Source organism: Flavobacterium sp., from assembly GCF_044371705.1.
Lineage (GTDB): Bacteria > Bacteroidota > Bacteroidia > Flavobacteriales > Flavobacteriaceae > Flavobacterium.
The window spans coordinates 1-12,856 of the sequence record NZ_JBILTE010000068.1; the positions used below are offsets into that span (position 1 = coordinate 1).

The following is a 12,856-nucleotide window of genomic DNA, read 5'->3' on the forward strand; positions in this document are numbered from 1 at the left end:
CTCCGCATCAACATTTGTGGTAAAAATCGCCACCTTCGCCAAGCCCGAAAACGTTATGTGCTATGCTAAAACGACACATCAACAAATGAAACGACTGTTAACAATTTTAGTAACGATACTTCTATTCGGTTGCGGACAGACAGAAAAGAAATCTGACGGACAATGGAAAACAATTGAAGTTGGCGATTATCTTTTTGACTTTCCTTCCGACTTTGAATTGGTTACCGAAAAAGGAATTGACTCCTATGTTGGAAATATTAAAGGTGACAGTATTGAGTTTGGTTTCGACTTTGGCTATTATTCCAATGACTTTGAACAAACTTCACAAGAATATTTAGAAAATGGATTTTGGCGAAATGAATTGTCGTATCGTTTTATGAAAGAAGGAATAACTTACGACCAGACCAATACACCAAAGGTTGATGTTATAAGCATTCGACCTGCGACAATTCAAGACAGTATTATTGGAAAAGATTGTGACTATGTTGCAAAATGTAAACACGATAAAACAGAATTTGACCTTGCTATATATATTCCTAACGAAATCAAACAGACAAATTATTCAATTGACACAGTTGACAACCAATATAGAAAAATTGTATGGGCAAAAGACCCGCAAAAAGGAACGACAGGAATTTATCTAAGAGACTTGAATGGTTTCAATAAATCAATAAATAGTTATTTGGCTTTATCTATAGCGACAAGTAAACTGACTAGCAAACAACAAGAAACAGCATTGAAAATATTTAAAACAGGACGACATAAAAGTGGAAAGAAGTAGAAGCACAGCACATAACAGGCGTTTGGCAAAAAAGCGGGTTCAGTGCTTAAATAAAGCTTTGTGCTTCGTATCAAGTGCAGTGCTGGCAGACAGTTTAGTGCTACGAAATCCGCTTCTTCGCCAAGCGCCAAAACGTTGTGTGACATTTTTCCCGAAAGGGACGAAAAAGACACAAAACGGGTTCGCTGAAAACCGCATTTTGAAAGAGTAAGCAAAATAAAAAACAATTATGAGAAAAATTATTTTAACACTTGCATTTTTGCTAATTACAGTTTTGGGTTATAGCCAAAAACTAACTTATTCCAAAGATTATAATGGAAATACAGTTGCAAAAGACCAATATGGAAATATTGTCGCAACAGGTTCAACAAATTACAACGGAGATTTTGTTTGGAAAGACAAATATGGAAATGTAATTAAAACCGAATCAGAAGACTACAATGGAAATAAAGTAACAAAAGACAATTATGGCAACAAAGAAACTACACAGTCTACAGATTACAATGGTAATGAAGTTGTTAAAGACCAAAACGGAAATGTACTTTATACTTTGTCCAAAGATTACAACGGAAATATTGTAAAGAAAGATAAGTACGGAAACACTTTAGGTACTTATAAAAAAGATTACAACGGAAATTTAGTTTATTATCCAAACAATTAAAAAAACAGAATATGAAAAAATTAATTTATCTATTTATATTTTTGAGTTCAATTCAGTTTTCACAGGCTCAAACTTCAAACGACACAAAAGATTTTATTTCCGAACAAATAAAAGCTAATTCACCAATGTCAAATTATAAAAATGGAGTTTTTTTTGAAAATGACATATTAAAATTTGATGCTGAACGAATATCAGACAGAACTTTATCTGATGATGATTTGAAAAATATTTTCATCTTTATGTATGATGTATTTAATAATTCAGGATCAAACAACTTATTTACTGTTGCACATATTATTGATATTCGAGATATTGTTAAAGTTTCTACAACAAAAGTTTCTGATAAAGACAGTTACTATAAAATTTCAGTTTACATAGGCAACAAATATTACGCAAAAGAATATGAAAACTTGAAGATAAAACCAGCATCGTGGAAGTATATTGACAAAATGGAAATTTTGATTGGAGATAATTATGATGCTTCTCAAAAAATTAAAAAAGCAATAATCTATTTGGGGAAAATTCAAGGAATAACAATAAAAGATGGCGACTTATTTTAAAAAAATAAAACGTCACACAACAGCAGTAGCTGTTGCACAACCCATTCAAAAAACTAAATTTTCATACTAATCATAAAAAACAACCTCGTTTGTCCCGAAATTTCGGGATTCTATGCGAGGTTTATTTTTAGGATGAAGTAGGTATTTCTAAAAGAAGAAAGGCTTAAAAAGCTACTTTTTACGTTTAAAATAATGGTTTTTAAACCTATTGATAGCTTTTCTTGTTCTATTGCTACAACTTGGGCGATGCTCTTCGGTTTTTTGGCAATAAACTTGAGGTATTTCTTCAAGTTGTATGTCAAGGCTGCCATCAAAACATGTTTGTTGGCTTGTTTTATTCCTCGCGTGTTGACACGCTTCATGTTGGTAAAGTTGATGAGCGTTCCCAAGACAGGTTCTACTGTTTTACTTCGCACCTTGACCATTCGTTTGGCATACTCTGGGTTTTGAGTGAGCTTTTGGTGCATCTTGTCATAAAGCTCTTTGTGGATGCTGTCGTCTATCTTCTTGAAATTAGTTTTCATTCCACAGCATTGCTCTCGAAGAGGACACTTCTTACAATCACTTTCACTACTGCGATAGGTGCGTTTGGTGTAGCCTTTGCTGTCTGTTTTCTCGCCTTTAAAAAGCAGTTTGGCTTGATTACCGCCTTCTTTGGTGCATTGATAGTAGTTTTGTGCTTTGTTGTACACAAAGCCTTCTCGCTCAGGAATGTATTGTCCAAAGTTAGGCATCCAAGCATTGATATTATTATCATTTAAGTATTTTAAGGCATCGCCACTACTGTAACCGGCATCGGCTAAAACTTCGCCTAATTCTATTTGGTTTTCTACTAGATTTTCTTTGGTTAGTTCCACTATTTGTTCCAGACACTATCTCACCGAACTTTTAACTTTTATAGGTGTTCGATGAATCTCCTTACGTCGATTTGACTGTCGCGTTTGTCTGCAAAATCCGCACAGGCTCCGGTGATCACATGGTTTTGGTCGTCAACAGCTATTTGCCCAAAGTAATTGAGTTGGCGTGCCTTGCCCGGTTTTACTCTCACTCTGGCATCGGGATCAGTTGGACTGTAATGTGTGTGATTGGATAAATATTTGGGTCGGATTAAGTTGCCATTTTCGTCTTTTCTATCGCCTTTGGTACTTCCCTTGGGTTGGCCTTTGTAGGTTTCTGTTTTCCAATCGTGGTGTTGGTCAACGAGCTTTTTACGTGTTTGGCTAACTTTGAATTCGCTGTTATCATTGAGCTCCTGAGCATAATAATCAACATCGTCAAACACTTCTTTTTCTACCAAGCTATCCATCGAAGCATTGGCTTTGATAAAAGCACTGTCAACCGCTTGCCGTTTGCCACGAACCATTCCTTTTTCTACACAAAGCGAAAGTACTTTTTTGAATAGTTCCATAAATACTTCTTCTCCATACAATTGACGTGTTCGGCTGATGGTGCTGTGCCAAGGTAACGCTTCATCAATATCATACCGAATAAACAAACGAATATCCAAACAATTGGAACAATATTCAATGAGTTTTCGATCGGAATTGATGTTGTTCAAATAACCAACCAAACAGATTTTGAAGAATACAACTGGGTCAATGCTCTCTTGTCCTTCGTCTCCATAATAGTCTTGTGTAGCTTTATATAAAAACCGAAAGTCAATGGCTTTATCTAACAAGCGGTAGAAATTGTGCTCTGGAATCAAGTCCTGTAAATGAACTTGGTAGAGCATTTTTGGGGTGAGTTCTTTTTTTCCTTGCATGACTAAAATTACAAAAAGTAAATCTTTTTTGAAAGATTTTTTTGTGCAATTTTTTTTCTTCTTACGTCCAGCATACCTGCAGAAATATCTAAACCTATAATTTTTGTTGCTTCAATTTCCGACATTAATAAAGCTAAATCTCCAGTTCCAGTGGCAATATCTAGAATAGTTGTTGGATTTTTTTTCTTTACAATTGCGAGTACTTTTTTTCGCCATTTAATATCTGTTCCAAAAGAAATGACTCTATTCAAGCCATCATAATTTGTCGAAATAGCATCAAACATTTAAGCAACTTGTTCTTTTTGTCCTAATGTAGAATCTTTATAGGGAGTAATGTTTTTTGACATGTGGGCGATTTTTTGCAAATATAAGGGATTAGCTAAGTGTAACAATATTGTTTTTATGTTTGACGAAAGCATAAAATAAAAAAAAAAACATCACTAAATTTAGTGATGTAAAAAAAATCCCTAAAAGTGGGTATTGTAAAAATGGTTTAATAAAATGAAATTTACATCACTATCAGTAAGTTATGGGCAAGTTTAAAACAAAAGCTGGTCTGCGAAAGCCAAAGGGCTGACCACCCAAGTGACAAGAGAAAAAAAGTGGAGCAGACCCCACTCAAAAAAACGAATTTCACAAAAAATAAATAACAAAAAAAATGAGTGCAAATCAATCAAATTTATCTGATGCCCATTACGGGTATGACTTTGTGGTAGCTACCACACAAGAAAGTATTAATGCTACAATGAAAGAGTATTTGTATAACTCTGTTTTTCCTACAGTAAAAATGTATTGGAACCAAGATGCGAATGGGAATCCTATTGCAGTTTCATACGAAGATTTAATGGTGCAAACAAAAGGGACTGATCCATTGAAAGTTGCAAATTGGAAAACGGGTGATCCAATGAATCAGGATATTACCAACATCAACCAAAGTCAATTTTACTTTGCATTTGAAGCTGCAATTGGAATTCCAGCTAATATACTTCCTCAAAATATTCCTGATATTATTACACTTCAAAATGCCAGTCAATCTGTAATTTTTAATCTAATTTGTGCACAATTTACAGTAGTTACTTGCAATTTCGGAAGACAAGGTTTGACTAGCTTTCAGAGCTTTACTCAACCCACAGATTCTCCTTGGCTGTTTACATCAATAGTTGCTCTGAAAAACATTATAAACAATAGTAATTTACCTGCTAATGTTCAAGCACAGTTAAATAATTTCGGCCCAGACGCATTTAGTGTTCAACAGTTGATATTTGACCTTGATAATGCTGCACTAGAATCAACTCCAACAATTAGTGGCGTAGAACCAGGTACACCAGCCTACACTCTTCTTTCACAAGTGTTTTTAGGGGCTTATTTTACTGCGATGAAGGCAAACGCACAACCCGTTTTAAATTATTCAATTATTGAAAACGTTCCCGAGCAAAATAACTCCACGCTAACTCTAACAAATATGGAATTGGAAGTGAGTCCATATGTCGATCCGACAACCAATACTCAAAACAATCCTAATTTAAATACTTTAAATTACTTGTGTGAAACAAACGGTAACTCGCTACCTCCTGCCGTTCCCTTTGCTTGGAATTGGGTAGAAAGTTCAGAAGAATCTTCTTTTAATGGTGTAATTTCAATAAATAGAAACATATTTGCGAATTATCTCAAAAACCTCTTGACAGACTATGTGTCACAAAATTGTTTCAAATCATTTGTGAGAACATGGTTGTCTGGTATCTTTGATCAAAACATACATTACAGTTGGAGTTTAACGCCAAATCAGACTCCAACTATTACAACACCTTTAACAGGAACGGAAGTTTTGAATTACGCTTATAGCTCAACTTATACGGATGCATCTGGCTTAGATGATGATATGGCTAAAATGACGCTAACTCCATCAATGAATGTTAGTGTACAGTTTATTGGAAATACAATTGTGATCACACAAACACTTTTGATTTATATTTATATACGAGTGATGCAATCCTCAGAAAGCTGGAATGCTACTAACATTACAATTACTGATACATACACACTTGCCGTAGATCAAAATGGACAGTTAACCGCTAGCTTAAATTCTGTAAAGCAAGACAACTCAGATCCAACACCTAGTGCTAATTGGTTTATAGAATTGTTTACTGGATTAGATGAGTTGGTTAAGGATGTTGATGACTGGACAAAAGGTTTCGCTCAAACAAGATTTACTTCATTACCGCTAAATATTGCACAACAATTTGTATTCCCTGGTGGAAAAACTTTCACATTTAAAGATGTCGTTTTTTCTGATAATCAGGATTTGGTTTCACATATTTCTTATGTTCAACCTTCTTAAGTAAGATTCAAAAATAACTATAAAAGTCAAAATTATGAGCACAATAAAAGTTAATATATCTAATGAGTTAATGCAAAACTATAAACAGGCAGAAATAATGTCGCCTGAAAAGAAGTTTGAAGCATTACAAACAAAAAGTGGATGTTCTCTATTGTTTTCGATTGGAACAGACAATGTTTTTTATGTAACCGAAGAAGCTATAGGCAGTGCGACCGGTTGGACAAAAACAGATTTAAGCTCTGCCAAAATAAAGCAGAGTTTTCCAGGTCTACCATCTCTAATTTGCAAAACTTTTGAAGTGGCACAGAGCGTTGTTGATGGTACAATTGGAATGGCGATGGTTATAAATGATGGTACAAGTGACCATTTGTTTTTATGTCTTGGCAATTCAAACACTGATACTAGATGGACTAATACTCCAAATTGGATTCAATATCCATTTGACAATCCAACTAAAAATGTAATTATTGCTAATGTTATAATCAGCGAAACGGCTAATAATACGCAATATATTGTTGTTGATATTTTAAGAGATCCAACAAGTGCAGAAAAGTTAATTTCAAGATATTACATCAACACTAACAATTCAACTATTCCAGCTTGGCAACCACACGATGTTGCAATTGATCTTGAAGCTGATACTTATTCAAGTTGCTTAGGAAGACAATACCTATCTGGTAGTCCGCACCAACCAACTATAGATGGCTTGTACACAATTGGGCAAGTAGACGGCAATGCACAATTTACTTTTCAACCCCTATACAATGTTTTTAACCCTGCCATACCTGCACCAGTAGCAAGACTCAACTTGCCGAATAATATTATTGCAGATGCAATGGCAGCTTGTAGAAAAACAGATTTATCTACAGATATATATGTTTGCAGTCAAGGCGGACTTTATTTTTTTGCTAATAGCAATCAAAATGATGGCGCTATTGCAAATCTATTGATGCAGAACAGTATGTTCACAGGTGTCAAAAAAATGTACGCGTATGAAGCAAATGGAATAGTAACTGTTTGGGGCTTAAATGGCAATGATCAAATTTTTTATACAACCTGCCCAAGCGGTCAACAACTTGCTGTAACATCTGTTTGGTCTTTTCCATTACCAATCGTGAGTAATGTGGATTTGTTCTCTCCTTATATTAATTGTATTGATTACGGAAATACTTTTTTTTCTGTGGCAGATGATATATTAAACAAATCGGTGAAGACGGCACAAAATGCAGTTTGGCAAACACAAAGTATCTTATTGCCATCGATTGACATTGCTAATACACATAAATTCAGTTCTTATACTACATTAGTGCAAGTTACTGACGAAAACAATCAAGTAATGGCAGATTCTCCCGTTACCATTACAGCCCCAACTCGCACAGGAGTATACATCAATCACCTGTATTACATTATTGATCCTACTGGTATTCAGATCAATACAGATGCATTAGGAAGTATTACAATCATAGAATGGGTAACCAGTTTAGTAGGTACAAAACTTACTATTACAGGAACTGATGGAGTGGTGAATGCTCTAAATCCTATGGATGCTCCATTTAATAAGGTTGCCAATATGAACACAGTTGCATCCCTTCAAGGAGCAGTCATCACCAATGATGATGGAACAACACGCGCGTTGGTCAATAGCAATGTTTCCAATAGCGATTTACAGGCTGTAGCTTTGTCGAATTCAAGTTTAGCGACTGTTTATAATAAGTTAAACTCAAGTAATGTTATTCTTACTAGATCAACTATGAGTACAATTTCACTGCATAGACCTATTACTGTAAACGGAGCCGAAGCAATATTAGTTGAAGCTGCGGATTTGTTTAATTGGCTAGAATCTGGGGTAGAGGCGGTAGTTCAAATAATTGAAGATGTAGCAAACGATGTATGGCATTTTGTAGTGACAATTGCTGGAAAAGTGTATTCTGCAGTCTTAAATGTGGTAGAAAAAGTAGTTGGTGCCGTCGAATGGGTATTTAATCAAATCAAGACTGCAATTGAAGATTTAATATTATTCTTAGAATTTTTATTTGCTTGGCAAGATATAATAATCACCCACCGAGTAATGAAAAATGTTTTTATTCAATTCGCACAACAGAGTATTGACCGTTTGAGTGATACCAAGGCTGATATTACTGCAGTTTTTACGTCTATGCAAAATGATGTAAATAAATGGGCGAATATTCCTAATTTTAATCAAACCCCCAACAGTACCACTGCATCAAATCAATCTTTAAGCGGAAGCAACTCGGCACCTGCAAATTTGGGAGTACATCATTACCAAGGAAATTTAAAATCGGCAAGCTCAACATATAATCCAGCTTCTATTACTGAGGCCATTTTTGAAGACTTATTAAATCTTTTAAATAGCGAAGAGGCAACCTTAAGTGCAGCATTTAATGCAATTAAAACGGATATAATTGATCAGTTCGATACACTGTCTGTAACAGAAATTATTCAAAAATTTATTGCAATTGTAGTTGATACTCTTCTGCAAACTGCAGAGAATATTATACTCGCTGTAGTAGATGTGTTTATTCAATTGGCTCAAGGTGTAATATCCATGATGACAATGAAACTGGATATTCCTATTATCTCCTGGTTGTACAATGAAATCACTGGTGATGATTTGTCATTTTTGGACTTAGTTTGTTTGGTTGCAGCTATTCCAGCCACCATTGTTTACAAAATCGCTGCGGGTAGCGCTCCATTTCCGAAAGGAGATGCATTTACCAATGACTTAATAAACGCAACAAGTTTTTCTCAGATCCAATCATTGTTTTATACAAGTGTACCAAGCGTAAGGTCAAATGCAAGAGGCATGATGTTATCATCTTTAGCAGCCACGCCTGTTCTTGATGAAAGTAAATTAAAGGTATTTGGTGTAGTTACAGGTTTCTTTGCATTTGCAGGCAGCATCGTGTTGATATTAACTGTTACTGTTCAACGTACCTTAGAAATTTTTGATGTTAACTTAAAATCACTTGCACTAATTAATGCAATTGCTAATGTTGCATATGTATCTCCAAACATCGCTACCTTTATTAATGTAAAAACGGGTAACTGGTATGGACAAATGAATAATACTCTTACTGGTATCAGTATTATTAAAGGTTTTGTAAATATCCCATTAACTTTGGTGCCTAGTGATAGCAAGTGGTCTAAGGTATCGCCTGCAGTTGAGTCTGTAATTAATTTGATTTGGAATATTCCTGTAATTATGAATATTATTGCCAATAAAGACCGATGGAATACAGATTATAAATCATTAATTCCAGAATCTATTGGAAATTTTGCATTTAATGTAGGAGGCATGATGGAGTTACCAATTGCTCTAACAGAAGATCTTGAAGCAAAGGCAATAGAAAGTTTAGTCCAATTTGGATTTATGGGTGTTTATGGGATTTGTATGCCTATTGCTGGTGGTATTTACGAATGGGCTCCTGGTCAAAATCACGGTTAAAATGGTATTGTTTCAATCTCATAAAAACTTGAATTAAATAATGAAGTTATGAAAACTTAAGCATCATTTAATTCTATAAACAAGGAAAACCAGCCCATAACAGCACCTATAAGAAATTGGCGGTTTAGTGGTTAAATGACGTTCAGTTTTTCAATCAAACATTCGTGCAGATTGAAAGTTCAGTGCTTCGAAATCGCCAACTTCTTATAGCTGCAAAACGTTATGGGCAAGTTTAAAAATGACAATGGTCAAGGAATGGGCTGACCACCCAATGTGACAATAAAAAAAAGCAAAAGTGGAGCAGACATCACTCAAAAAAACGGACTGTTCTCATTCAGTCAAATCAATGAGAAGCGATATCCGAAACGCTAAATAGTAGGAAAACTAATTTAAATAAATATGTCAAATTTAAAAGCAAAATACACATTTGTTTCTCCAACTACTAGTAATACATATGTTTTACATGTGCAGACTGGACCACTAACAAATCCAATTCCAACAATAGATAACCCAAATTGTATTGGTTGGACAATATTACAAGGAACTTTTATTACAATAATTGAAGGAGCCTCTACTCAATATAATGTCCCAAGTGGAGCTACAACATTTATTTACAATGGGTTATGGCAAAGTGCAAACAGCTCTCCAGATGGTCCAGGTACCCCTCCTTGGTGTCAAGGTATTGATAGATTATTTATTTCTGTAACTACTGAGAATAGCAATACGACCATTTTTGCTACTGATAGTAATAGCATCAAAATTGCGTTCGAAGGGATCCTATCTGATACCGCTACATTAGTAAGTTCAGTTTTTCCGCCACAATAATTGAAGGACTGACAAAAACCTGCCCATAACAAGGTATTGCCAAAAGCGGGGCTGAGGTGCTTCAATTGAGCATCTGTGCAAGGTTCAAAAGAGGAAATTCTATTGAACTTTTGTGCTAAAAATCCCCGCCTTCGGCAATACCAAAACCGTTAGTGGCAATTTTACAAAAACCTATAATGCTTGAAGAAATAGTAGAAAAAATATACACCGAATTTGCAAATTACAGAGCCAAACTTCCATTGGATGTCTGTATTGAATGCTGTATGACAATTGACGAAACTACAAAACTTGTAAGTTTACCATTAAAAGAAATTCCTGTTGAACTTCTTGCGTTATATAATGATAGTGCAAAACCAAATAAAACAGAAATATCAGAAGTGAAATATTTTCTTCCACGATACATTGACTTAATTTCTCAATTCAAATTCCCAACACACTCGCCAGAACTATCATTTTCAAGACTGATACCATTTGACCAAACTGAATGGACAAAGAATGAATTAAGTTTATTAAAAATATTTCAAACTGCATTTTTTAAAGAATGCATAAATACTTTCCCTATTCCTTCATTTGGAGACAAAATTGATAGCATATTGATTATGTTTTGGAAAAGCCAAATCGGCATAGACAATTTATTTAATATATGGAAAGAAACAGATAGCTTGGAAAGCACTTTACATTTTAAAGATTTGTATTATGAAGGCTTTGAATATTATAACAGAAAAAAACTAACTAATGTATTCGGAGATAGTGAACTTTATGTAAAAATAAATAATTGGATAGAAAATAAAGCTACAAAAATTAGTTTTAGAACCCGAATAGAAAATATTATTTTAAACGACAATGAACTTGATGAACAAACTAAAAATGAAATGAGTTTATTATACGAAACATTAATAACTGAATAAAAACTGCCACTAATCGAGTAGACTGCCCCACTAGAAACTAGCAGGGAGAGCCTCTCACAGCACCGTACGTGCGGGTCATCCCGATAAAAATCGGGACAGGCTAAACTCGGCGGTTCGCAAAGAGATGGGTTGAGTTGAATGTAGACTTCCGTTAAGGATTCGTATCCCTTTTGTTTTATTTGGCTTTGTTATTGTTTTTTAAAGGACAAATAGAATGCCCGGAAAATTTAGATTAAATTCTTTTTTTGTGGAAGGCATTTCAAGCGTTTCAAAGTAATAGTTTTTCCTAAAAAAAGTAATAAAGTGGTTTTTATTGTCCCGCAAAACCAATATATTTACTTCATATTTAATAAAAATCAGTTCGGGTGGAGGATTTTTAGACGAACTGACGTTAGCTGCAACCTTAGAAAAAAAAAGCAGAATATGAATAAAATAGTAGTACTTACATTTTTACTAGGTTTAACCATTTCGGCTTTTTCTCAGTCGAATGAGACAAAATATTTTCGCAGAATTAAGGGTGATATTATAGATCCTAATGGCAATCGTTTTATCATTAAAGCTACAAATGTCAGTTGTTGGCTTTACCAAGAGAATTACATTTTTGGGGGTGCACAAAATGTACATAAAATTACAGCGGAAAATTTGAATGAAATTCTCGGTACGAATGCTTACGGCAATTTTTCGAAACAGATGATGGAGCATTTCATAACTGAAGAAGATATTTGTCTAATGAAGAAAATGGGGTTTAATTCTGTAAGAGTTGGTTTTTCAGCGGAGTCATTTGACAACGACTCTACAAAAAAAGTGCTTTTTTCTACTTTAGATAATCTTTTACCCACTTTTAAAGAAAACAATGTAGCCATTATTCTTTCAATGATTCATGCAGCTAAGCCCCAAAATACTTTATGGGTTTCAAACTATACGAAAGGAGCAACAGTTTTGTGGGACTCTGAAGAAGCAAAGCTAAAGACAGCTGCTATATGGTCGGAAATAGCTCAACATTACAAAGACGAACAAATCATTTTAGGGTACGATTTAATCAATGAGCCAAACATGAATCGGAAACGAGAAAAGGAATTAATTGATTTATATCAAAAAATAACTACCTCAATAAGAAAATACGACCCGAATCATATGATTATTTATGAAGGAAATAGCTATGCGACAAAACTGGATGTTCTTTCTAAATATGATAGCCTTTTAGATTCTAATGCTTGTTATCAATTTCATTTTTACAGTTGGTTTGGGAATAAAATTGAGAAGCAATTACCAAAACACTTAGAAAGCTCAGAGCCAAAACAACGCCCAATATTCTGTGGAGAATTTGGAATCAACCGTTTATCGGCAATTAAACAACAAGTTGATTTAATGAACAACTCGAGTGAAATTGATGGTTGGGCAATGTACACATGGAAGTCTATAGAACTTTCAACTACAAAAGAAGAAAAGAAAAGACCACCCTACTATGGAAGATGGATTTTTATTCCATTTGAGGATTTACACATGTCGGTTCTACAGTTTCATATGGACAATGAAATGCGGGATGTAATGGACT

10 protein-coding genes and 1 pseudogene are annotated in these 12,856 nt (G+C 34.5%); 8 read left to right on the forward strand and 3 right to left on the reverse strand.

From position 1 onward, the window contains the following. From ACIQ2S_RS06420 to ACIQ2S_RS06430, 3 genes are all read left to right on the forward strand, one after another. On the forward strand, positions 1-781 hold a 781-nt coding region (locus tag ACIQ2S_RS06420), incomplete at its 5' end, for a hypothetical protein (RefSeq protein WP_396174095.1). 229 nt (positions 782-1,010) lie between these two features. Beyond that, positions 1,011-1,442 (forward strand): hypothetical protein, encoded by a 432-nt coding sequence (locus ACIQ2S_RS06425; RefSeq protein WP_396174098.1) that lies wholly within the window; start codon positions 1,011-1,013, stop codon positions 1,440-1,442. 11 nt (positions 1,443-1,453) lie between these two features. Further along, on the forward strand, positions 1,454-2,002 hold the full coding sequence (locus tag ACIQ2S_RS06430) for a hypothetical protein (RefSeq protein ID WP_396174100.1): 549 nt from the start codon (positions 1,454-1,456) through the stop codon (positions 2,000-2,002). A 110-nt stretch (positions 2,003-2,112) separates the two neighbouring features. On the opposite strand, the gene ACIQ2S_RS06435 is transcribed toward ACIQ2S_RS06430, so the two are convergent. The 3 genes and pseudogenes from ACIQ2S_RS06435 to ACIQ2S_RS06445 all read right to left on the reverse strand — a co-directional run. Beyond that, the gene (locus ACIQ2S_RS06435; RefSeq protein ID WP_396174102.1) at positions 2,113-2,859 is read right to left on the reverse strand and encodes a transposase; all 747 of its coding nucleotides are present in this window, start codon (positions 2,857-2,859) and stop codon (positions 2,113-2,115) included. A gap of 38 nt (positions 2,860-2,897) precedes the next feature. Then, entirely contained in the window at positions 2,898-3,734 is an 837-nt protein-coding gene (locus ACIQ2S_RS06440) for a transposase (RefSeq protein ID WP_396174104.1), read from the reverse strand. Between the two features lie 50 nt (positions 3,735-3,784). After that, a pseudogene (locus tag ACIQ2S_RS06445) lies at positions 3,785-4,111 on the reverse strand (class I SAM-dependent methyltransferase); the annotation flags it as partial. Between the two features lie 311 nt (positions 4,112-4,422). On the opposite strand from ACIQ2S_RS06445, the gene ACIQ2S_RS06450 reads away from it, so the two are divergent. The 5 genes from ACIQ2S_RS06450 to ACIQ2S_RS06470 form a co-directional block, all read left to right on the forward strand. Next, entirely contained in the window at positions 4,423-6,102 is a 1,680-nt protein-coding gene (locus tag ACIQ2S_RS06450) for a hypothetical protein (RefSeq protein WP_396174106.1), read from the forward strand. A gap of 34 nt (positions 6,103-6,136) precedes the next feature. Then, positions 6,137-9,568 (forward strand): hypothetical protein, encoded by a 3,432-nt coding sequence (locus ACIQ2S_RS06455; RefSeq protein WP_396174108.1) that lies wholly within the window; start codon positions 6,137-6,139, stop codon positions 9,566-9,568. Positions 9,569-9,967: 399 nt separating this feature from the next. Further along, on the forward strand, positions 9,968-10,393 hold the full coding sequence (locus ACIQ2S_RS06460) for a hypothetical protein (protein ID WP_396174110.1): 426 nt from the start codon (positions 9,968-9,970) through the stop codon (positions 10,391-10,393). 176 nt (positions 10,394-10,569) lie between these two features. Next, positions 10,570-11,301 carry a hypothetical protein gene (locus ACIQ2S_RS06465; protein ID WP_396174112.1) on the forward strand — a complete coding sequence of 244 codons (732 nt, stop codon included), beginning with the start codon at positions 10,570-10,572 and terminating at the stop codon, positions 11,299-11,301. Between the two features lie 423 nt (positions 11,302-11,724). Continuing rightward, positions 11,725-12,856 (forward strand): glycoside hydrolase family 5 protein (locus ACIQ2S_RS06470; protein ID WP_396174114.1); only part of this gene is annotated, 1,132 nt, incomplete at its 3' end.

Bases quoted from the DNA above. Each gene is read 5' to 3' on its own strand.
- ACIQ2S_RS06450 (WP_396174106.1), top strand. From the start codon at position 4,423: ATGAGTGCAAATCAATCAAATTTATCTGATGCCCATTACGGGTATGAC.
- ACIQ2S_RS06425 (WP_396174098.1), top strand. From the start codon at position 1,011: ATGAGAAAAATTATTTTAACACTTGCATTTTTGCTAATTACAGTTTTG.
- ACIQ2S_RS06440 (WP_396174104.1), bottom strand. From the start codon at position 3,734: ATGCTCTACCAAGTTCATTTACAGGACTTGATTCCAGAGCACAATTTC.
- ACIQ2S_RS06455 (WP_396174108.1), top strand. From the start codon at position 6,137: ATGAGCACAATAAAAGTTAATATATCTAATGAGTTAATGCAAAACTAT.
- ACIQ2S_RS06465 (WP_396174112.1), top strand. From the start codon at position 10,570: ATGCTTGAAGAAATAGTAGAAAAAATATACACCGAATTTGCAAATTAC.
- ACIQ2S_RS06430 (WP_396174100.1), top strand. From the start codon at position 1,454: ATGAAAAAATTAATTTATCTATTTATATTTTTGAGTTCAATTCAGTTT.
- ACIQ2S_RS06460 (WP_396174110.1), top strand. From the start codon at position 9,968: ATGTCAAATTTAAAAGCAAAATACACATTTGTTTCTCCAACTACTAGT.